The following is a 19,263-nucleotide window of genomic DNA, read 5'->3' on the forward strand; positions in this document are numbered from 1 at the left end:
CTCGTCCTGCGCGCGGCCCGCCTGCACCGCGGCATCGACCGCGGCGAGCAGCTCGGCGATCCCGCGCCGCCGCACCGCGACGGTCGGCACCACCGGCACGCCCAGCTCGCGCGCCAGCCGGTCGGGATCGAGCGTCAGCCCGTCGCGCTCGGCAAGGTCGACCATGTTGAGCGCGATCACCGTCGGCAGGCCGAGCGCGATCAGTTCGAGCGCGAAGCAGAGATGATTGTCGAGATTGGCGGCGTCGACGACGACGATCAGCGCGTCGGGGCGCGTCTCGCCCGCCTGGCGGCCGAGCACGACGTCGCGCGTCACCGCCTCGTCGGGGCTGGACGGGGTCAGGCTGTAGCTGCCCGGCAGGTCGACCAGTGCCAGCGGCCGGCCGTCTGCGAAGCTGGCGTGGCCCGCCTTGCGCTCGACGGTGACGCCGGGATAGTTGGCGATCTTCTGCCGCGCGCCGGTCAGCGCGTTGAACAGGCTCGACTTGCCGGCGTTGGGATTGCCGACCAGCGCGACGGTGGGGAACGGGCCGGTCATGGCGTCGTCGGTTCGACCTCGATCGCCGCGGCCTGCTTGCCGCGGATGATGACCTTCATCCGCCCGATAGTCAGCGCGAGCGGTTCGCGCGAGAACAGGCTGCCGCGGTGCATCGGCACCACTTCGCAGCCCTCCATCAGCCCGAATTCGCGCAGCCGGCGTCCTTCGTCGTGCGTCATCGACGTCCAGTCGATGCGCGCGATGCGCACAGCGGTGCCGAGCGGAGAGGAATCGAGCTTCGCAAGCATTGCGAGCGATTATCAATAACCCCGGGGGAAGGCCAGCCCTTTGTTGGGTGCGATCAGCGCCCCGGGTAGCGCAGGCGGCCGACGAAGCGGGCGAGGCTCGGGCGTTCGGTGCGGCGTGCGGCGCGGCGGTGCTTCCAGCCCTCGAAGCGCATCACCTGATCGATACGGCGCGCAAGGAAGGCGCGCGTGTCGGCGAAATCCTCGCTCTCGTCGTTCAGCGCCACCGCCATCGTCGCGGCATAGACGCCCGCGAGGATCGTGCGCTTGCTGTAATGGTTGAAATCGGTCGCGGTGTCGCCCGCGAGCCGCCACATCAGGTCGGCGGCGCGCCAGCCGAGCCGGGCCGCGAAGCGCGCGTTGGTCGGCAGCGCGAGCAGCGCCAGCGCGCGGCGCAGCGATTCGCGATCCGGCGCGATCAGCGCGAGGCGCGTTTCGACGAGCGTCGTGATCCGCTGACGGATCTTGAGCGTCGCCAGCGCCTCGGGCGGGCAGCGTTCGGCCATCGCGGCGTCGATCGTGGCGAACCAGGCGTCGACCATGTCGCGGCCGCCGCCGGGAAAGGCGAGCCGCGCCACGTCCGGATCGACGCCCGCGCGCGCCGCGGCATCGGCGAGCGCGGCGTCGCCAAAACCGTCGAACGCGGCATTGCGTGCGATCAGCGGGGCGAGCGCGGCGCGAATCTCGTCAAGCGTCGGGTCGGCGGGCAGGGCGGCGGACGGGGACTGGACCATGACCATCAGATAGGCGCCATACGGCGGCTCGGCAACCGAATCAGCACCAGCGCGGCGCCGACGAGCATGCCGCCGAACAGGTCGATCGGCCCCAGCCGCTCGCCGAACATCAGCCAGCCGGCGAGCGCCGCCACCGCGGGCTGGACGAGCAGGGTCAGCCCGATCACCAGCGGCGTGAAGCGCGGCAGCGACCAGATCATCAGGCCCTGTCCGACGATCTGGCTGGTCAGCGCGAGCAGGATCAGCGGCGTCCAGTCGCCCGGCATCACCGGTTCGCCGAGCGCGAGCGCGACCGCGAGGAGCAAAGGCACGCACACCGCCGACGCGATGGTGAGCGCGGTCCACGGCTCCAGCGTGCCGCGCACCTGCTTCATCAGGATGACGTAGCCGGTGTAGAGCATCCCGGCGAGCAGGCTGAGCAGGTCGCCGGCGAGATAGGCGGGTGACAGCTCGTAGCTCTGTCCCATCAGCAGCGCCGAGCCGGCGAAGGCGAGCAGGATCGCCAGCGCCTGCCAGCCGCGCGGCAGCTCGCGGGTCAGGAAAATGCCCCACAGGACGAGCAGCAGGCTCGCGCAATTGCCGAACAGCGTCGCGTTGGCGATCTTGGTATTGAGGATGCCGACATGCCACGCGGCGAGGTCGAGCGCGAAGAAGATGCCCGCCGCGGCGGCGACCATGACCGCGCGGCGGGGCGGGATGCGCCCGCCCGACTCGCGCCACGCGAACAGCAGCAGCAGCGGCAGCGCGAGCGTCATCCGCCAGAAGGCCGAGGCGGTGGGGCCGACGTCGTCGGCGAGCCGCACCAGCATCGCGCCGAGCGACAGCGCGATATTGCCGCCGAGCAGCGCGGCGAAGGCCCAGCGGTTCGCCCGCGCCTTCGCCTGCCCGCTGCCGTCGCCGCTGTCCATCTTCGCTGTCATTTAGATTTTCTTTTGCTACCTAGCATTGTGCCGGCACCGGAGCGTCCATAGCTTCGCTGCCCATAGCGGCGGCCATCGGGGCCGTCGCGCAGAAAGTGGATAGTGGAGGAATCATGCCCGCAACGCTGTTCGATCCGATCAAGCTGGGCGCCATCGCGGCGCCGAACCGCATCGTCATGGCGCCGCTGACGCGCGGCCGCGCCGGCCCCGGCTTCGTGCCGAACGAACTGGCCGTCGAATATTATCGCCAGCGCGCCTCGGCGGGGCTGATCATCTCCGAAGCGACGGGAATCTCGCAGGAAGGGCTCGGCTGGCCGTCGGCGCCGGGGCTGTGGACCGACGCGCAGGTCGAGGGCTGGAAGCCGGTGACCGAGGCGGTGCATGCCGCGGGCGGGCGCATCGTCGCGCAGCTCTGGCACATGGGCCGCGTCGTCCATTCGGTGTTCAACGACGGCCGCCCGCCGGTGTCGGCCTCTGCCACCACCGCGCCGGGCAAGGCGCACACGCCGGTCGGACGGCGCGACTATGAGGAGGCGCGGCCGCTGCGCCTCGACGAGATTCCGCGGCTGATCGACGATTATGCGAAGGCGGCGGAGAATGCGAGGAAAGCCGGGTTCGACGGGGTCCAGCTCCACGCCGCCAACGGCTATCTGATCGACCAGTTCCTGCGCGACGGCACCAATTTGCGCGACGACGCCTATGGCGGCCCGGTCGAGAACCGCATCCGCCTGCTCGGCGAGGTCACCGCGGCGCTGATCGGGGTGTGGGGCGCCGATCGCGTCGGCGTGCGCCTGTCGCCCAACGGCGATTCGCAGGGCGTCGACGACAGCGCGCCCGAGCGGCTGTTCCCGGCGGCGGCGGCGGCGCTCGACGCGCTCGGCATCGCCTTCCTCGAACTGCGCGAGCCGGGGCCCGACGGCACCTTCGGCCGCACCGACGTGCCCAGGCAGTCGCCCGCGATCCGCAAGGTCTTTGCCGGGCCGCTGATCCTCAACAGCGACTATGACGTCGACCAGGCGAAGGCGGCGCTGGAAAGCGGCGTCGCCGACGCGATCAGCTTCGGCCGCCCCTTCATCGCCAACCCCGACCTCGTCGAGCGCATCCGCACCGGCGCCGCATGGGCGCCCGACAATATGCAGACCTGGTATTCGCCGGGACCGGAGGGCTATATCGACTATCCGGCGCTGGTCGCGGCCTGACCCGGAAAGGCGCGTCGCTCCTGCGAAAGCAGGGGCGACGTGAGGTCAATCGCGCGCTGCGACCGCCCTGTCGACGATCCCGGCACCGATCGGACCCAGGATCTGCCCGCCGAAGCGGAAGAGCAGGAAGGCGCCGGCGAAGGCGACCAGCGGCGCGATGAACAGCGCGGCGATGGCGACGACCAGCAGGACGAGGGCCAGCGTCGTGAAGCCGCTCGACAGCGTCTGCCGGCCCCTGGGGCCGAGCGCGATCGTGCGCGGGCCCTTCGCGTCCCACCATTTGCCGGTGACGATCGTCTTGCGGCCGCTCGCGGCAACGGCGGCGGGCCGCGACGCGCGGGCGGGAGCGGCCGGAGCAGCGGGCCTTGTGTCGCGATTCGTCCACGGCTGCTTGCGATTCGCCTTGGCTGCGACCGCGCGATCGGCCGCGGGTCGTGCGGGCGGCGGGGGCGCTTCGGGGATTTTGGCAGGCGCCGGGATTTCGGGGACGGCGCGCGCGGCGGGGCGGATCGGCTCGTTGCCCATCCGCCGGTCGTGCTCGGCCATCCGCTCTGCGGCGGTCGGCGGCGTCCGGCCGGTGTCGCGGTCGAGCACCACCAGCCGCCCGCCGCGCTCGACGATCGCGTAGCGGCTGGGGGGCGGCCGGTCAGCCAATGCCGAATTTTTCCTTCAGGTCGAGCATCGCCAGCGCGGCGTTCGCCGCCCCGCCGCCCTTGTCCCCGCGCGTCCGGTCGGCGCGCGCCAGCGCCTGTGCCTCGTCCTCGACGGTCAGGATGCCGTTGCCGATCGCCAGCCCGTCGAGGGTCAGCGCCATCAGCCCGCGCGCGCTTTCGTTCGACACCACCTCGAAATGATAGGTCTCGCCGCGGATGATGACGCCGAGCGCGACATAGGCGTCGAAGCGCCCGGTCTCAGCCCCCAGCGCGATGGCGGCGGGCACCTCGAGCGCGCCGGGGACCGTCACCGTCTCGTGGCTGTGCCCCGCCGCCTCGATCGCGCGGCGCGCGCCGTCGAGCAGCATGTCGTTGAGATGCGAATAGAAGCGCGCTTCGACGATCAGGACATGCGCCATCAGGCCGCCTCCCCCGGGATCGCGCGCTCGCCGACGATCGACAGGCCATAGCCTTCCAGCCCGACGATATTGGTGTGCGACGGGGTGAGCAGCTCCATCGCATGGACGCCGAGGTCGGCGAGGATCTGCGCGCCGATGCCATAGGTGCGCAGGTCCATGCCGCCGGCGGGCGGCGGGCTGGCATCGGCGGCGGCCGAACCGGGCAGCGGGCGCATCAGCATCACGATGACGCCGGCGCCGGCCGCGCCGATCGCCTCCATCGAGCGCTGCAGGCGGCGCTTGCGCGGTCCCGGCCGGCCCATGATGTCGTCGAAGATCGACACCGGATGCATCCGCACCAGCGTGACCGCCTCGGGATTGACGACGCCCTTCTGCAGCACGAGGTTCACCGACCCGTCGATCTTGTTGCGATAGGATTTGAGCCGCCAGTCGCCGCCGTAATCCGATTCGAAGGGCTCGTCGGACACGCATTCGACCAGCCGGTCGTTGCGGTGGCGATAGGCGATCAGGTCGGCGATCGTCCCGATCTTGAGCCCGTGGCGTCGCGCGAAGGGGATCAGGTCGTCGAGCCGCGCCATCGTGCCGTCGTCATTCATGATCTCGCAGATCACGCCCGAGGGGTTGAGCCCGGCGAGGCGGCTGATGTCCACCGCGGCCTCGGTATGGCCGGCGCGCACCAGCACGCCGCCGTCGCGCGCGATCAGCGGAAAGACATGGCCCGGGGTGACGATGTCGTCGCGGCCCTTGCCCGCGTCGATCGCGACCGAGACGGTGCGCGCGCGGTCGCCCGCCGAAATGCCGGTGGTGACGCCCTCGCGCGCCTCGATCGAGGTGGTGAAGGCGGTTTCGTGGCGGGTGCCGTTGTTGCGGCTCATCAGTTCGAGGCCGAGTTGTTCGACGCGCTCGCGGGTCAGCGTCAGGCAGACGAGCCCGCGCCCGTGGGTGGCCATGAAGTTGATCGCGTCGGGGGTCGCCATCTGCGCCGGGATGACGAGGTCGCCCTCATTCTCGCGGTCCTCGTCGTCGACGAGGATGAACATGCGGCCGTTGCGCGCCTCCGCGATGATCTCTTCCGGCGTCGCCATCGGCGACAGGTCGCTGCCGTGCGTCAGCCAGCTTTCGAGCTTGCGCAGCGTTTCGGCGGTGGGATTCCAGCCGGGCGATTCGAGGTCGCGCAGGCTGTTGGCATGGAGACCGGCGGCGCGCGCAAGCCCCGAGCGGGACATGCTGCCGTCATCGACGATGGCGCGGATGCGCTCGATGAGTTGCGTGGACATGGAGGGCAGTTTTCACACTGTGGTGTGAATGTCAATGTGGATATCACATTGATACGGCATTGTCGGGTTTTGGATTGTCGGGTTTTGGAGGGCGTGCGAATGCTTCTCCTCACCCCGGATCAAGTCGGGGCCATGCCCCTCAGGCCAGCTCCCCGGCGACAGCCGGGGTCCAGATGGCGTAGCGCTGCCCTGCGTGGACCCCGGCTTTCGCCGGGAAACGACACCGTGCTGAAAGAAGTGCGAGGCAGGGAAAGTCCCGCAGCCGGCCGGATCACTTGGGCCCGAAGACCGGCCCGATGTCGCGCAGCGGCGCGTCGGGCTTGGCGTCGAGCAGCGCGAGGAGTTGGCCGCTGCGGTCGTCGCGCTTCGCATAGTCGCGCGCCGACATGCCCGCGATATGGTCGGCCTTGTCGGGGTTGGCGCCGCGCCGGACGAGCAGACGGACCATCGCGCTGTTCTTTGCCTGCACCGCCAGGATCAGCGCGGTTTCGCCGCGGCGGTTGGTCTGGTCGACCGGCGCGTTCCGGTTCAGCAGTTCCTCGGCCCCGTCGGTGAAGTCGATCAGCGCGCTGTGCATCAGCGGCGTCACCCCCTGCCGGTCGGCGATCGCCGGGTCGGCGCCCTTGCCGAGCAGGAAGCGCAGCCAGGTCGCGTCGCGGCGCTTGACGACGATCGCCAGCGCGGTCTCCCCCGTGTCGGGGTTGCGCGCGTTGATCAGCGTCGAATCGTCCTTCAGGGCGTCGGTCGCCTTGTTGCCGTCGCGATTCTCGACCGCTTGCAGAAAGGCATAGCCGCCGCGGAACTGCGCCTGCGCGCCCGGAACGGCGAGCGTCCCCAGCGTCGCCGCGATCAGCAGGGTGGAAGCGAAGCGAAAGGACGCGCGCCTGGACATGATCGAAGAACCCCCGAACAGGATCGTCGTCCCCCCAGCGACGACAAAGGTTGATTTTCGGCGTCTAGCCCCGCAAGGCTGGCCCGATGATGAACGGCCTGAATATCGCCCGAAGCCTGCTCCGCGCAAGCCTGATGCTCGTCTTTTGCACTGCGCTCGCCGCGTGCGGCGGCCCGGCCAAGGCGCCCGAGGCGCAGCCGCCGCTCGCCGGGGCGCGGATCGGCGGCCCCTTCACGCTGACCGACCAGGACGGCCGCACGGTGCGCGACGGCGATTTCGCGGGGAAATACCGCATCGTCTATTTCGGCTACAGCTATTGCCCCGACATCTGCCCGGTCGATTTGCAGAAGCTGATGCGCGGGCTGGCGCAGTTCGAGAAGGCCGAGCCCGCGCGGGGCGCGAAGGTGCAGCCGCTGTTCGTCACCGTCGACCCGGCGCGCGACACGCCCGCGGCGCTGAAGCCCTTCGTCGCGCGCTATCACCCGCGCCTGCTCGGCCTCACCGGCACCCCCGAACAGATCGCGGCGGTCGCGAAGGATTATGCCGTCGTTTACAACAAGGTCGCGGGATCGGCGCCCGACCGCTACCTGATGGCGCACAGCCAGATCGCCTTTCTGATGGACCCCGACGACAAGCCGCTCGCGATGCTGCCGCTCGACGACCCGTCGACCGATGGCGACGAGGGCGCGCCGGCCGAGGTCGCCGCCGAGCTGGCGAAATGGGTGAAGTAACGCCCGCGCGCCGCTTCTGGGAGGCGCCGCTCGCCAGCCTCGACGCCGGCGAGTGGGAGGCGCTGTGCGACGGCTGCGGCAAATGCTGCCTCCACAAGCTGGAGGACGAGGACACGGGCCGCATCTATCCGACCAATGTCGCATGCCGCCTGCTCGACCTGAAGATCGCGCGGTGCGGCGACTATCGGCACCGCCGCCGCCACGTCCCCGACTGCCTGACGCTGACCAAGGCCAGGGTCGCCGATATCGAATGGCTGCCGCAAAGCTGCGCCTATCGGCTGCGTGCCGAGGGGCGGCCGCTGCCAGACTGGCACTATCTGGTGTGCGGCGACCGCGACGCGGTGCACCGCGCGGGCGAATCGATCGTCGGCTGGACGGTCGGTGAGGATGTCGCCGGGCCGCTGGAGAACCATCTTGTGGAACGCGTCGTCTGATCGCGCGGCGGAGGCGCCGCAGATCCGGATCGGCGACGAGGTCTGGCCGGTGCGGCTGGTCCACCATGCCCGCGCGCGGCGCTATCGCCTCGTCCTCGACGCCGCGCGCGCCGAACTGCGGCTGACGCTGCCGCGCCGGGGGAACAGCGCCAAGGCGCTGCGCTGGGCGAGCGAGCAGCAGGACTGGCTCGCCGAGCAGGTCGGCAAGGCGGCGGCGCCGGTGACGGTCGGACCCGACACGCTGCTGCCCCTGTTCGGGGTCGAGCGGCGCATCCTCTGGTCGGCCTCCGCGCCGCGCGCGGTGCGGCTGGCGGACGATGCCCTGCATGTCGGCGGCCCGGCGGCCGGGGTGGGGCGGCGGATCGAGCGCTGGCTGAGGGCCGAGGCGCTGGCGCTGATGGAACGCGAAAGCCGCGCGATCGCGGCGGCGGCGGGGCTGCGCGTCGGCCGCGTCGGGGTCGGCGACCCGCGCAGCCGCTGGGGAAGCTGCACCGCCGCGGGCGACCTGCGCTATAGCTGGCGGCTGATCCTGGCGCCCGACCATGTCCGCCGCGCCACCGTCGCGCACGAGGTCGCGCACCTCGCATACATGGACCACGGCCCCGCGTTCCACGCGCTCGTCGCGGCGCTGCACGACGGCGACGTCGCCGCCGCGCGCGCCTGGCTGCGCCGCGAAGGGCGCGGACTGCACCGCTATCGCTTCGGCTGACCGGCCGGGCTGCGGCTGGTTCGGTATAGGGCTTTGGACACGCAAGGGCTCTTTCCCCGGCGAAAGCCGGGGTCCATGTGGCGTGGCGCTGCCCCGCGTGGACCCCGGCTTTCGCCGGGGAACATTCAGGGCGTCTCCGGAAATCGAAAAGAAACGCCGGCGCGAGCCGCCCTCAACGGACGTCAGCCCGCCCGGTCGCCCTCGCCGTTCGGCGGGCGGGCCGGGGTCTTGGGCAGGGGGACGATGATCTTCGGGGCGGCGGCCGGCGGGGCCTTGATCTGCGGCACGGCCCTGGGCGCCGCGCCGGGGTCGGCGGGCGGGCGGCGGCCGGTCTGCTCCTCGATCCACTGCTGGTTCAGCACCGGGCCGTCGGCGGGCGGGGGCGGCGGCGCGGCGGCGCCTTCTTCGGGCGGCGGGCCGAGCGCGGGCAGTTCGATCGGCATGCCGTTCTCGTCGACCAGCGCGCCGTCCTCCTCGGGGGCGCCGAAATAGGCCTCGCCATCCTCTTCGAGCTGCCATTCGGGCAGCTTGACCTCGGTATCGAAGGGCTCGATCGGGCGCTTGGCGACCGCGACGCGCATGAAGTCGGCGAAGGCGCGCGCCGGCGCGCGGCCGCCCTGCAGCCCGCCGACCGGCTTCGCATCGTCGCGGCCCATCCACACGCCGGTGGTGATGCCGCTCGAAAAGCCGAGGAACCAGCCGTCCTTGTTGCTCGACGTCGTGCCGGTCTTGCCCGCGACCGGGCGCCCGATCTGCGCCGCCTTGCCGGTGCCGGTGTTGACCGCGGTCTGGAGCAGGTCGGTGATGCCGGCGGCGACCCAGTGATCGACCAGCACCTGCCCGCGCTCGGCGGGGCGCTGATAGAGCAGGCGGCCGTCGGCGGTGGTCACCCGCGTGATGCCGTAGGGCTGCACCGACACGCCGCCGCGCGCGACCGCGGCGAAGGCGGCAGTCATGTCGATCACGCGCACCTCCGCGCTGCCCAGCACCATCGACGGATGCGTGTTGATCGGGGTGGTGATGCCCAGCCGGCGCGCCATGTTGGCGACCGACGAAAAGCCGATCTCGTCGCCCAGTTTCGCCGCGACGGTGTTCACCGAATAGGCGAAGGCGGTGCGCAGGCTCATCGGTCCGGCGAAGCGCCCCGACGAGTTGCGCGGGCTCCAGCCGTTGATCGTCACCGGCTCGTCGACCACCTGGTCGTCGACCTTGTAGCCCGCCTCGAGCGCGGCCATGTAGACGAACAGCTTCCACGCCGACCCCGGCTGGCGCACCGCCTGCGTCGCGCGGTTGTAGTTGGAGGTGACGTAATCGGTGCCGCCGACCATCGCGCGCACCGCGCCGTCGCGGTCGAGCGCGACGAGCGCGCCCTGCACGCCGCCGGGGGCGTTGGCCTGGATCGCCGCGGTCGCCGCGCGCTGCATGCCGAGGTCGATCGTCGTGTAGACGTCGAGCGGCTCGTTGCCCTCGTCGATCAGCATGTCGAGCTGCGGCAGCGCCCAGTCGGTGAAATAGCGCGCGCTGTTCTGTCCCGTCTCCTGCGCGAGCTGGACGTTGGCGGGCTCGGCGCCGGCGGCCTGCGAACGGGTGATGAAGCCCGCGTCGACCATCGTTTCGAGCACGACGCCGGCGCGGCCCAGCGCCGCCTGCGCGTCGGCGGTCGGCGAATAGCGCGACGGCGCCTTGACCAGTCCCGCGATCACCGCCGCCTCCGACAGCGACATCTGGGTCGCGCTATGCCCGAAGAAGCGGCGCGACGCGGCGTCGACGCCATAGCTGCCGCCGCCGAAATAGACCTTGTTCAGATAGAGTTCGAGCAGCTCGTCCTTCGAGAATTTCCATTCGAGCGCGAGCGCGAGCACCATCTCGCGCCCCTTGCGCGTCCAGGTGTAGCTGTTCGACAGGAAGATGTTGCGCGCCAGTTGCTGGGTGATCGTCGAGGCGCCCTGCATGCGCCGCCCGGTGCCATGGGTGCGCACCGCGAACACCGCCGCGCGGGTCATCCCGACCGGGTCGAGGCCGGGGTGATAGCGAAAGCGGCGGTCCTCGACCGCGACCATCGCATCCTGCATCACCTGTGGCACCTCGCGTAGCGTCAGCCAGCGCCCGTAGTTCGGCCCGAGCGAGAAGAAGACGGTGCCGTCGGCGGCGTGGATGCGCACCGTCTGGCCGGCGGGCGATTTCTTGAGCGCCTCGAAGCTGGGCATCCGCTGCACCGCGAGCCCGACCGCGACCGCCAGCGCGACCGCGCCGACGAAGGCGAGCGCCAGCCCCCAGCGGACGGCGCGGCGCAGCCACAGCCGCCAGCGCGGCACCGCCGCCGCGCCCGAGCGGGGCGTCTTGCCCGAAGACGAGGATTTTCCCGACGAAGCCGGCTGTCGTTCGCGGCGCAAAGTCCGTGTTCCTTCCCTCGCTGCGCCCTGTCAGTCACAGCCCGTTGACGTCGGCCCCTTGGACGCGAGGGATGTAGTCAGCCCGCGCCGGTCTCCGCCTCATCCCGTCCGCGCTCGGCGAAGTCAAGCGCCGCGCTGTTGATGCAATAGCGCAGGCCCGCCGGGCCGGGGCCGTCGGGAAAGACATGGCCGAGATGGCCTTCGCACGCGGCGCAGCGCACCTCGATCCGCGTCATGCCGTGGCGCGTATCGCGATGCTCGCTGACCGCGCCCTCGTTCGCGGGGGCGGTGTAGCTCGGCCAGCCCGAGCCGCTGTCATATTTGGTGCGGCTGTCGAACAGCGGCGCGCCGCAGCCGGCGCAGCGATAGATGCCGTCGCCCTTGAAATCATTGTATTTGCCGGTGAAGGCGCGCTCGGTGCCGCTTTCGCGCAGCACATGATGCGCCATCGGGTCGAGGGCGGTTCGGTTGTCGGTCATCGGGGCTCTCCTTGCGGGTGCGCGCGGCGGGGCGGCGCGGCCTTCCGCTCGCATATATCGGCCCGCCGCGGCCGCGTCGCAAGGGGGCGGGCGGGGGCTGCCGTCCCCTTTGCGACGCGGCGGCTTTACGCGCACTTAACCATGATCGTGGCAGGGTGAGGGCGTGAGATGGCCCGTCGCCCTCGTTCCGATCCTGGCTTCCGCGGCGGCGCCGGCGGCGGCGCAATGCCTGCTGTGCGCGCCCGGCGCCGAAGCCGGGGCCGCGCCGCGAATCGGGCGCACCGCGGAAACGCCGCTGCGCGTCGAGATCGAGACGCAGCTCGACATGGGCCGCGTCGCGGTCGGCGCCGCGGGCGGCGAGGTCGAGGTCGACCCCGTATCGGGCGTGCGGCGGCTGCGCGGCGCGCTCTTCGATCTCGGGGGTTTCGCGCTGTCGGGGGTGGTGTCGGTGCGCGGCGAGCCGGGCGCGGCGGTGCGCGTCGTGCTGCCGGCGGCGGTCGACCTCGAAAGCGGCAGCGGGCGCGCGGCGCGCGTCACCGGGCTCGTCACCGACCTGCCGCCGGCGCCGCGGCTCGGCCCCGACGGCCGGCTGCGCTTCCGCTTCGGCGGCCGCCTGCAGGTCGCGGGACTCGACGACGGCGACTATCGCGGCCGCATCCCGGTGACGGTCGAATATCAATAGCGGGTCCGCACCCCAGGCCGATACGGACCCGCCGTGCCGCGCGTCAGGCCGAGGCTTCGAGTTCGACCGAGCGGAGATAGGGCTTCAGCGTCTTGAATCCCTGCGGGAAGCGCTGCTTCGCGTCCGCGTCGGACAGCTTCGGCGAGATGATGACCGCATCGCCGGGGTTCCAGTTGACCGGGGTCGCCACCGGCTGCGCGTCGGTGAGCTGGAGGCTGTCGATCGCCCGCAAAATCTCCGCGAAATTGCGGCCCGAGCTGGGCGGATAGGTCAGGATCAGCCGGATCTTCTTGTTCGGGTCGACGACGAACACCGAGCGCACCGTATAGGTCGGGTCCGAATCGGGATGGATCATCTCGTAGAGCGCCGAGACCTTGCCGTCGAAATCGGCGAGCAGCGGATAGTCGAGCTTCTGCCCCTGCGTTTCCTCGATGTCCTTCGCCCAGCCGAAGTGCGAGTCGAGCGGATCGACCGACAGGCCGATCGTCTTGACCCCGCGCTTGTCCCACTCGCCGCGCAGCCGCGCGACCTCACCCAGTTCGGTGGTGCAGATCGGCGTATAATCCTTGGGGTGGCTGAACAGCAGCCCCCACGAGTCGCCGAGCCATTCGTGAAAGCGAATGGTCCCCGCGGTGCTTTCCTGTTCAAAATCGGGTGCGGTCTGTCCCAGCAAAATCGACATGTCAGCTCTCCTTGGCAATGGCGGCGACCATCGCAGAAGGCAGCGGGCGACCGAACCTAGATATTGTTGGGCAGCGCAAATCAAATATTGAATCCCGTTATGACTGCGGGATCGGAGCATTAAACAGAAAATATATTGAACATCATCATAAAAATTTTTGCTTCTTATTGAAGCAGTAAAGAATCCTTTGGCCGATCCCAACTTATTATCGCCGCGGATTCCTAACATTTCCTTTGCCAGTTTTCCGCCCGCCGTGCGATCTGCGCCGCCATTGCGCTCGCCTCGCTGCCGCGCCGCATACGAGTGGGCAGCCGGAGGCGAAGCGCCTCCCTATCGTCGAAGGGTCGAGAGAGATGACGGCTGAAATCATGACGGCACCGCAGCATGCCCCTGCCCTGCTGACGGGCGAGCAGGCCGGGCTGGTCGAGGCGCTGGGCGCGACGCTGACCGCCGAGCAGGCGCGCTGGGCGAGCGGTTATTTCGCGGGGCTGGCGCTCGGACTGGCGCGCGGCGGCGGTGCGGGAGCGCTCGCGTCGCCTGCCCCCGCCGCGCCGCGCCCGGCGGCGCGCACGCTCGCCATCCTTTATGGCAGCGAGACCGGCAACGGCGCCGAACTGGCGAAGAGCCTCGCCGCCGCGGCGACCGCGCAGGGCCTCGCTCCGGTGCTGACGGACATGGCCGACTACAAGCCGCGCCGGCTGAAGGACGAGCAGGACCTGCTGATCGTCGTCGCCACCCATGGCGAGGGCGACCCGCCGCAGCCCGCGGCCGATTTCTTCGATTTCGTCGAGAGCCGCAAGGCGCCGCCGCTGCCCGACCTGCGCTATGCCGTCCTCGCGCTCGGCGACATGAGCTATGAGCAGTTCTGCGGTGCCGGCAAGCGGATCGACGCGCGGCTGGAAGCGCTGGGGGCGCAGCGGCTGCGCCCGCGCGTCGACTGCGACGTCGATTTCGACGAGCCCGCGGCCGAATGGAGCGTCGACATATTGGCGCTGCTCGCCGCCGAACAGGCCGAAGCGGCGCCCGCGACGCCGGCGGCCGCTGTAGTGCCCGCGTCCGCCGGGTCCGACGCCGGGACCGGTTACGACAAGCGCAATCCCTTTCCGGCGACGGTGATCGAGAAGATCCGCCTGTCGGGGCGCGGGTCGAGCAAGGAGACCCAGCATGTCGAGCTGTCGCTCGCGGGATCGGGGCTCAGCTATCAGCCCGGCGACGCGCTGGGGTTCGTCGCGCGCAACGACCCGGCGGCGGTCGAGGCGCTGCTGACCGCGCTCGACCTGCCGGGCAGCGCGCCGCTGACCCTCAAGGGGAAGGCGACGACGCTGGAAGAGGCGCTGGCGACGTCGCTCGAGGTGACGACCGCGACGCTGCGTTTCCTCGACCATTGGGGCGCGCTGACCGGAACGGGCGACGTGTTCGCGGCGATGGACAGCGGCGAGCGCGCGGCCTTCCTCCACGCCAACCACATCGTCGACATCGTCCGCGCCTTTCCGCTGAAGGGCGTCGATCCGCAGCGCTTCGCCGAGGGGCTGCGGCCGCTCCAGCCGCGGCTCTATTCGATCGCGTCCAGCCTCGCCGCCTGCCCCGACGAGGCGCATATCACCGTCGCGCCGGTGCGCTATGCGCTGCACGACCAGCCGCGGTCGGGGGTTGCCTCCGGCCAGATCGCCGACCGCGTGGAAATCGACTCGGTGGTTCCCGTCTATATCCAGGCCAATCCGCATTTCCGCCTGCCGCCCGAGGGGCGGCCGATCATCATGATCGGCGCCGGCACCGGCGTTGCCCCCTATCGCGCCTTCCTGCAGGAGCGCGAGGCGCGCGGCGGCGGCCGGGCGTGGCTGTTCTTCGGCGAGCGCCATTTCCGCAGCGACTTCCTCTACCAGACCGAATGGCAGCAATGGCTGGCCGACGGCACGCTGACACGGATGGACGTCGCCTTCTCGCGCGACGGCGCCCGGAAGCTCTACGTCCAGCACCGCCTCCGCGAGCAGGCGCGCGACGTCCATGCCTGGCTGGAGGAGGGCGCACACCTCTATGTCTGCGGCGACGCGGCGCGGCTCGCGCCCGACGTCCACGCCGCGCTGGTCGCGCTGATCGCCGAACAGGCGAGCGTCCAGACCGAGGATGCCGAGGAATATCTGCGCGATCTGCAGCGCGACGGCCGCTACCAGCGCGACATTTATTGAGGAACCGCCCGATGGACCTGCTTCCCCCCACCGACCGCAGCCAGGACGTGTCGCAGCCGCTCGACCGGCTGAGCCCCGACGAGACGTTGAAGGCCGAAAGCGACCAGCTGCGCGGGACGATCGCGCTCGGGCTGCTCGACCGCATCACCTCCGCCGTGCCCGGCAACGACATCAAGCTGATGAAGTTCCACGGCATCTATCAGCAGGACGACCGCGACGTCCGCGACGAGCGCCGCCGGCAGAAGCTGGAGCCCGCCTTTCAGTTCATGATCCGCGTCCGCTTGCCCGGCGGCATCTGCACGACCGAACGCTGGCTGAAGATCGCCGAACTGGCCTGCGCGCACGGCGGCGAGACGCTGCGCATGACGACGCGCCAGACCTTTCAGTTCCACTGGGTGCTCAAGCAGGACCTCGTCCCGCTGATCCGCGGGCTGCACGAGGTGCTGCTCGACACGGTGGCGGCGTGCGGCGACGATTCGCGCGGCGTGATGGCGACCGTCTATCCCGAATTCCCCGCGCTCCAGGCCGAACTCGCCGATCTGGCGAAGGCGGTCAGCGACCATGTGATCCCCAGGACCGGCGCCTATCACGAAATCTGGTACGGCGAGGAACGGGTTGCGACCTCCGGGCCCGAGGAGCCTTTCTACGGGCGCACCTACATGCCCCGCAAGTTCAAGATCGGCTTCGTCATCCCGCCGAACAACGACATCGACATCTATGCCCAGGACCTCGGCTATATCGCCATCGTCGGCGAGGACGGGCGGATCGCCGGCTTCAACGTCGCGATCGGCGGCGGCATGGGGCGCACCGACAAGGCGCCGCACACCTATCCGCGCACCGCGTCGGTGATCGGCTTCATCACCCCCGACCGGCTCTATCCGGTGACCGAGGCGGTGATGGGCGTCCAGCGCGACTATGGCAATCGCGCCGACCGCGCGCGGGCGCGCTTCAAATATACGATCGACGACAAAGGGCTCGACTGGATCAAGGCGGCGATCGAGGATCGCGCCGGGCCGCTCGACCCCGCGCGCCCCTATGCCTTCACCTCGAACGCCGACCGCTATGGCTGGACCGAATCGGACGACGGCGCCCACCATTATACGCTGTTCGTCGAGAACGGCCGGCTCGACCGCGATCTGCTCGACCGGATCGAACCGATCGCGCGCGTCCACAAGGGGCATTTCCGCCTGACCCCCAACCAGAATCTGATGATCGCCGGGGTCGCCGCCGCCGACCAGCCGGCGATCGAAGCGCTGCTCGCCGAGACCGGGCTCGCCGCGCTCAACGCGCGCAGCACGCTGCGGCTCAATGCGATGGCGTGCGTCGCGCTGCCGACCTGCGGCCTCGCGATGGCGGACAGCGAACGCTATCTGCCCAGTCTGATCACCCGCATCGAGGCGATCCTGTCGCGCCACGGGCTGGAGAAGGAACCGATCACGCTGCGCATGACGGGATGCCCCAACGGCTGCGCCCGCCCCTATATCGCCGAGATCGGGCTGACCGGCCGCGCGCCGGGCAAATATAATCTCTATCTGGGCGGCGGTTTCCATGGCCAGCGCCTCGGGCGCCTCTATCGCGAGAATATCGGCGAGGCGGCGATCCTCGAGACGCTCGACGAGACGCTGGGCCGCTATGCCGCCGAGCGGCAGCCGGGCGAGCATTTCGGCGATTTCACCATCCGCGCGGGCATCGTCCGCGAAGTGACCGAGGGCCGCTTCTCGAACGATTAGGGCGCGTCTTCGGGCAAAGGGCCGATCAGCGCGCCGCCGCCGCCGGGCGGTTGCGGTCGGCTGCGTCGAGCGCAAGCAGCGACGTCCCCTTGGTCTCGCGCATCGCCAGCGCCGACAGCAGGCTGACCGCGGCGGCGATGGCGATATAGGCGGCGATCGGGGTCCAGCTGTCATATTCGCGCAGCAGCGCGGTGCCGATCAGCGGCGCCCACGACCCCGCGACGATCGCCGTCACCTGATAGCCGAGCGACACGCCCGAATAGCGCATGCGCGTCGGGAACATCTCCGCCATGATCGCGGGCTGCGGCGCATACATCAGTGCGTGGATCGCGAGGCCGAGCATGATCGCGGCAAGGATCGTCGCGGTGGCGCCGGTGTCGAACATCGGGAAGGCGAGGAACGGCCAGACCATGGTGAGCGCGGCCCCGGCGATATAGACGGGCCGTCGCCCGATGCGGTCGGCGAGCGCGCCGACCAGCGGAATGACGACAACATGGACAATATGCGCGGCAAACAGCAGCGCGAGGATGCGCGTCGTGTCGATCTCGCGATGGTGGAGATAGGTGATCGAGAAGGTAACCACCATATAATAGACGATATTCTCGCCGAAGCGCAGACCCATCGCCGTGAACACGCCGCGCGGATAGTGGCGAAACACCTCGGTAAGACCATAGCCCCCTCCGGCCGAGGCCTCGGCGTGCGCCCGCGCCTCCTCGAAGATCGGCGAGTCGCTGACCTGGGTGCGGATATAATAGCCGATGACGACGATCACCGCCGACAGCCAGAAGCCGACGCGCCAGCCCCAGGCGAGGAAATCCGCGTCGGACAGCGTCGCCGCGAGGATCAGCAGCACCGCGGTCGCGAGCAGGTTGCCGAGCGGCACCCCCGCCTGCGGGAAGCTGCCCCAGAAGGCGCGGCTGCGGTTCGGGCTGTGCTCGGTGACGAGCAGCACCGCCCCGCCCCACTCGCCGCCGAGCGCGAAACCCTGCACGAAGCGCAGCAGCACCAGCAGCGCCGGCGCCCAATAGCCGATGCTGTCGAAGCCCGGCAGGCAGCCCATCAGAAAGGTCGACACGCCGATCAGCACGAGGCTGAGCTGGAGCAGCGCCTTGCGGCCGATGCGGTCGCCGACATGGCCAAACACCACCCCGCCCAGCGGTCGGGCGAGGAAACCGACGGCATAGGTGGCGAAGGCCGCGATGATGCCGTCGAGCTCGTTGCCGGTGTCGGGGAAGAAGAGCTTGCCGAACACCAGCGTCGCGGCGGTGCCGTAGAGGAAGAATTCATACCATTCGACGACGGTGCCGGCCATCGACGCGCCGACCACCTTCTTCAGATAGGGAAGGTCGGCTGTCTGTTCATGGTCCATCTCGCTTTCCTCCCCGGCGCTGTTGTCTTCCTTAGTCCCGCGCCCCGAACAGGGCGGTGCCGACGCGCACGTGCGTCGCGCCCAGCATCACCGCGGTCGGATAATCGCCGCTCATCCCCATCGAGCGCAGCGGCAGCGCGTGCCGTTCGGCGAGTTCGTCGAGCAGCGCGAAATAGGGCGCGGGTTCGCGGTCCGCGGGGGGGATCGCCATCAGCCCCTCGATGCGCAATCCGGCCTCCGCCGCCTTGGCGAGCAATGCGGGCAGGTCGGCGACCGCACAGCCGCCCTTCTGCGCCTCGTCGCCGACATTGACCTGGATGAAGAGGTGCGGGCGCCGGTCCAGCCGGTCACACGCCTTCGCCAGCGCCTGCACCAGCGACGGGCGGTCGACCGAGTGGATCGCGTCGAACAGCGTCACCGCATCCTCGGCCTTGTTCGACTGGAGCCGGCCGATCAGGTGCAACGTGATGCCGGATGCTTCGGCGCGCAGCGCGGGCCATTTGGCCGCGGCCTCCTGCACGCGATTCTCGCCGAAATGACGCTGGCCGGCGGCAATCAGCGGGCGGATGGCGTCGGCGTCGTGCGTCTTCGACACCGCGATCAGGCAGACGGCGTCGGCCTCGCGGCCGGCACGCTTCGCCGCTGCCGCGATGTTGCCTCGCACCTCCGCCAGCCGCTCCGCCGCTTGGTCCATTCCGTTCGCCTCCGGGTGGCGTGCGCGTTGCGCGCTGCCCCGACGCGCCTATAGGAAGAGCGATGCCTCGACGCCACCCCCCGCCGCGCGGTGCCCGCCTTTCCGGTGTCTGGTTGTTCACCGACGAACGCGCCGCGACGCCGCTCGCGCGGCTGGCGGCGCTGCTGCCGCCGGGCAGCGGTATCGTCGTGCGGCACGACGGGCTGGCGCCCGGTGCGCGCTGGCGCCTGTTCCGGCGCCTCGCGCGCATCGCGCGAGCGCGGCACCTGTCGCTGCTGCTCGCGGGGCCGCCGGCGCT

General features: G+C 70.2%; 21 protein-coding genes and 1 pseudogene. 9 read left to right on the plus strand and 13 right to left on the minus strand.

The window, feature by feature from the left end; genetic code table 11:
• From SGR02S_RS15190 to SGR02S_RS15205, 4 genes are all read right to left on the minus strand, one after another.
• The coding region (locus tag SGR02S_RS15190; RefSeq protein WP_174521667.1) for a FeoB small GTPase domain-containing protein at positions 1–537 on the minus strand (537 nt) is incomplete at its 3' end.
• Complete coding sequence (locus tag SGR02S_RS15195) at positions 534–785, minus strand: FeoA family protein (RefSeq protein WP_067111673.1); 252 nt, start codon at positions 783–785, stop codon at positions 534–536. The genes SGR02S_RS15195 and SGR02S_RS15190, both read right to left, overlap by 4 nt.
• Before the next feature lie 53 nt (positions 786–838).
• Complete coding sequence (locus SGR02S_RS15200; protein WP_082737038.1) at positions 839–1,522, minus strand: COQ9 family protein; 684 nt, start codon at positions 1,520–1,522, stop codon at positions 839–841.
• Positions 1,522–2,436 (minus strand): DMT family transporter, encoded by a 915-nt coding sequence (locus SGR02S_RS15205; RefSeq protein ID WP_082797177.1) that lies wholly within the window; start codon positions 2,434–2,436, stop codon positions 1,522–1,524. Before SGR02S_RS15205 ends, SGR02S_RS15200 begins: the two co-directional genes overlap by 1 nt.
• Before the next feature lie 113 nt (positions 2,437–2,549).
• Here SGR02S_RS15205 and SGR02S_RS15210 point away from each other — a divergent pair, with 113 nt between their 5' ends.
• Positions 2,550–3,635 (plus strand): alkene reductase, encoded by a 1,086-nt coding sequence (locus SGR02S_RS15210; RefSeq protein ID WP_067111676.1) that lies wholly within the window; start codon positions 2,550–2,552, stop codon positions 3,633–3,635.
• Between the two features lie 45 nt (positions 3,636–3,680).
• Here SGR02S_RS15210 and SGR02S_RS15215 read toward each other — a convergent pair whose 3' ends face one another.
• From SGR02S_RS15215 to SGR02S_RS15230, 4 genes are all read right to left on the minus strand, one after another.
• Complete coding sequence (locus SGR02S_RS15215; protein ID WP_067111679.1) at positions 3,681–4,289, minus strand: hypothetical protein; 609 nt, start codon at positions 4,287–4,289, stop codon at positions 3,681–3,683.
• A complete protein-coding gene (gene ribH, locus SGR02S_RS15220) occupies positions 4,282–4,707 on the minus strand; it encodes a 6,7-dimethyl-8-ribityllumazine synthase (RefSeq protein ID WP_067111682.1) in 426 nt (141 codons plus the stop codon). The genes SGR02S_RS15215 and ribH overlap by 8 nt, the downstream gene beginning before the upstream one ends.
• Positions 4,707–5,984 carry a 3,4-dihydroxy-2-butanone-4-phosphate synthase gene (gene ribB / locus SGR02S_RS15225; protein WP_067111684.1) on the minus strand — a complete coding sequence of 426 codons (1,278 nt, stop codon included), beginning with the start codon at positions 5,982–5,984 and terminating at the stop codon, positions 4,707–4,709. The genes ribH and ribB overlap by 1 nt, the downstream gene beginning before the upstream one ends.
• A gap of 271 nt (positions 5,985–6,255) precedes the next feature.
• Positions 6,256–6,876: an ankyrin repeat domain-containing protein gene (locus SGR02S_RS15230; protein ID WP_067111688.1), complete on the minus strand. Its 621-nt coding sequence runs from the start codon at positions 6,874–6,876 to the stop codon at positions 6,256–6,258.
• Between the two features lie 86 nt (positions 6,877–6,962).
• Between SGR02S_RS15230 and SGR02S_RS15235 the strand changes: the two genes are divergently transcribed.
• Genes SGR02S_RS15235 through SGR02S_RS15245 form a run of 3 tightly spaced genes read left to right on the plus strand, consistent with a single transcriptional unit; the run spans position 6,963 to position 8,750 of the window.
• Positions 6,963–7,607 (plus strand): SCO family protein, encoded by a 645-nt coding sequence (locus tag SGR02S_RS15235; protein WP_174521668.1) that lies wholly within the window; start codon positions 6,963–6,965, stop codon positions 7,605–7,607.
• The gene (locus tag SGR02S_RS15240; protein ID WP_067111690.1) at positions 7,595–8,041 is read left to right on the plus strand and encodes a YcgN family cysteine cluster protein; all 447 of its coding nucleotides are present in this window, start codon (positions 7,595–7,597) and stop codon (positions 8,039–8,041) included. The genes SGR02S_RS15235 and SGR02S_RS15240 overlap by 13 nt, the downstream gene beginning before the upstream one ends.
• On the plus strand, positions 8,022–8,750 hold the full coding sequence (locus SGR02S_RS15245) for a M48 family metallopeptidase (RefSeq protein ID WP_255211493.1): 729 nt from the start codon (positions 8,022–8,024) through the stop codon (positions 8,748–8,750). The genes SGR02S_RS15240 and SGR02S_RS15245 overlap by 20 nt, the downstream gene beginning before the upstream one ends.
• 182 nt (positions 8,751–8,932) lie before the next feature.
• Here SGR02S_RS15245 and SGR02S_RS15250 read toward each other — a convergent pair whose 3' ends face one another.
• Together SGR02S_RS15250 and msrB are read right to left on the minus strand one after the other, a co-directional pair.
• Entirely contained in the window at positions 8,933–11,143 is a 2,211-nt protein-coding gene (locus SGR02S_RS15250; RefSeq protein ID WP_067111693.1) for a transglycosylase domain-containing protein, read from the minus strand.
• Positions 11,144–11,220: 77 nt separating this feature from the next.
• Positions 11,221–11,622 (minus strand): peptide-methionine (R)-S-oxide reductase MsrB, encoded by a 402-nt coding sequence (msrB, locus tag SGR02S_RS15255; protein ID WP_067111696.1) that lies wholly within the window; start codon positions 11,620–11,622, stop codon positions 11,221–11,223.
• A 163-nt stretch (positions 11,623–11,785) separates the two neighbouring features.
• On the opposite strand from msrB, the gene SGR02S_RS15260 reads away from it, so the two are divergent.
• Positions 11,786–12,304: a DUF4402 domain-containing protein gene (locus SGR02S_RS15260; protein WP_067111699.1), complete on the plus strand. Its 519-nt coding sequence runs from the start codon at positions 11,786–11,788 to the stop codon at positions 12,302–12,304.
• A gap of 43 nt (positions 12,305–12,347) precedes the next feature.
• Here SGR02S_RS15260 and SGR02S_RS15265 read toward each other — a convergent pair whose 3' ends face one another.
• Positions 12,348–12,986: a peroxiredoxin gene (locus SGR02S_RS15265; RefSeq protein WP_067111702.1), complete on the minus strand. Its 639-nt coding sequence runs from the start codon at positions 12,984–12,986 to the stop codon at positions 12,348–12,350.
• Positions 12,987–13,003: 17 nt separating this feature from the next.
• On the opposite strand from SGR02S_RS15265, the gene SGR02S_RS20120 reads away from it, so the two are divergent.
• The 3 genes from SGR02S_RS20120 (at position 13,004) to SGR02S_RS15275 (ending at position 16,902) form a co-directional block, all read left to right on the plus strand.
• The gene (locus SGR02S_RS20120; RefSeq protein WP_156483097.1) at positions 13,004–13,165 is read left to right on the plus strand and encodes a hypothetical protein; all 162 of its coding nucleotides are present in this window, start codon (positions 13,004–13,006) and stop codon (positions 13,163–13,165) included.
• Between the two features lie 174 nt (positions 13,166–13,339).
• A complete protein-coding gene (locus tag SGR02S_RS15270; protein WP_255211494.1) occupies positions 13,340–15,172 on the plus strand; it encodes an assimilatory sulfite reductase (NADPH) flavoprotein subunit in 1,833 nt (610 codons plus the stop codon).
• 11 nt (positions 15,173–15,183) lie between these two features.
• Positions 15,184–16,902: an NADPH-dependent assimilatory sulfite reductase hemoprotein subunit gene (locus SGR02S_RS15275; RefSeq protein ID WP_067111705.1), complete on the plus strand. Its 1,719-nt coding sequence runs from the start codon at positions 15,184–15,186 to the stop codon at positions 16,900–16,902.
• A 25-nt stretch (positions 16,903–16,927) separates the two neighbouring features.
• Here SGR02S_RS15275 and SGR02S_RS15280 read toward each other — a convergent pair whose 3' ends face one another.
• On the minus strand, positions 16,928–18,271 hold the full coding sequence (locus SGR02S_RS15280) for an MFS transporter (protein WP_067111707.1): 1,344 nt from the start codon (positions 18,269–18,271) through the stop codon (positions 16,928–16,930).
• 31 nt (positions 18,272–18,302) lie between these two features.
• Positions 18,303–18,965: a YggS family pyridoxal phosphate-dependent enzyme gene (locus SGR02S_RS15285; protein WP_067111710.1), complete on the minus strand. Its 663-nt coding sequence runs from the start codon at positions 18,963–18,965 to the stop codon at positions 18,303–18,305.
• 62 nt (positions 18,966–19,027) lie between these two features.
• Here SGR02S_RS15285 and SGR02S_RS15290 point away from each other — a divergent pair.
• Positions 19,028–19,263 (plus strand): annotated as a pseudogene (locus SGR02S_RS15290) (thiamine phosphate synthase); the annotation flags it as partial.

The sequence above is a fragment of the Sphingopyxis granuli NBRC 100800 genome (genome assembly GCF_001591045.1).
Taxonomy (GTDB): Bacteria; Pseudomonadota; Alphaproteobacteria; order Sphingomonadales; family Sphingomonadaceae; genus Sphingopyxis; species Sphingopyxis granuli.

Excerpts from the sequence above, each read along its gene's own strand:
- SGR02S_RS20120 (WP_156483097.1), top strand. The coding sequence starts at position 13,004 with ATGGCGGCGACCATCGCAGAAGGCAGCGGGCGACCGAACCTAGATATT.
- SGR02S_RS15210 (WP_067111676.1), top strand. The coding sequence starts at position 2,550 with ATGCCCGCAACGCTGTTCGATCCGATCAAGCTGGGCGCCATCGCGGCG.
- SGR02S_RS15235 (WP_174521668.1), top strand. The coding sequence starts at position 6,963 with ATGATGAACGGCCTGAATATCGCCCGAAGCCTGCTCCGCGCAAGCCTG.
- SGR02S_RS15275 (WP_067111705.1), top strand. The coding sequence starts at position 15,184 with ATGGACCTGCTTCCCCCCACCGACCGCAGCCAGGACGTGTCGCAGCCG.
- SGR02S_RS15200 (WP_082737038.1), bottom strand. The coding sequence starts at position 1,522 with ATGGTCATGGTCCAGTCCCCGTCCGCCGCCCTGCCCGCCGACCCGACG.
- SGR02S_RS15230 (WP_067111688.1), bottom strand. The coding sequence starts at position 6,876 with ATGTCCAGGCGCGCGTCCTTTCGCTTCGCTTCCACCCTGCTGATCGCG.
- ribH (WP_067111682.1), bottom strand. The coding sequence starts at position 4,707 with ATGGCGCATGTCCTGATCGTCGAAGCGCGCTTCTATTCGCATCTCAAC.
- SGR02S_RS15280 (WP_067111707.1), bottom strand. The coding sequence starts at position 18,271 with ATGGACCATGAACAGACAGCCGACCTTCCCTATCTGAAGAAGGTGGTC.
- SGR02S_RS15285 (WP_067111710.1), bottom strand. The coding sequence starts at position 18,965 with ATGGACCAAGCGGCGGAGCGGCTGGCGGAGGTGCGAGGCAACATCGCG.
- msrB (WP_067111696.1), bottom strand. The coding sequence starts at position 11,622 with ATGACCGACAACCGAACCGCCCTCGACCCGATGGCGCATCATGTGCTG.
- SGR02S_RS15205 (WP_082797177.1), bottom strand. The coding sequence starts at position 2,436 with ATGACAGCGAAGATGGACAGCGGCGACGGCAGCGGGCAGGCGAAGGCG.
- SGR02S_RS15240 (WP_067111690.1), top strand. The coding sequence starts at position 7,595 with ATGGGTGAAGTAACGCCCGCGCGCCGCTTCTGGGAGGCGCCGCTCGCC.
- ribB (WP_067111684.1), bottom strand. The coding sequence starts at position 5,984 with ATGTCCACGCAACTCATCGAGCGCATCCGCGCCATCGTCGATGACGGC.
- SGR02S_RS15270 (WP_255211494.1), top strand. The coding sequence starts at position 13,340 with ATGACGGCTGAAATCATGACGGCACCGCAGCATGCCCCTGCCCTGCTG.
- SGR02S_RS15265 (WP_067111702.1), bottom strand. The coding sequence starts at position 12,986 with ATGTCGATTTTGCTGGGACAGACCGCACCCGATTTTGAACAGGAAAGC.
- SGR02S_RS15195 (WP_067111673.1), bottom strand. The coding sequence starts at position 785 with ATGCTTGCGAAGCTCGATTCCTCTCCGCTCGGCACCGCTGTGCGCATC.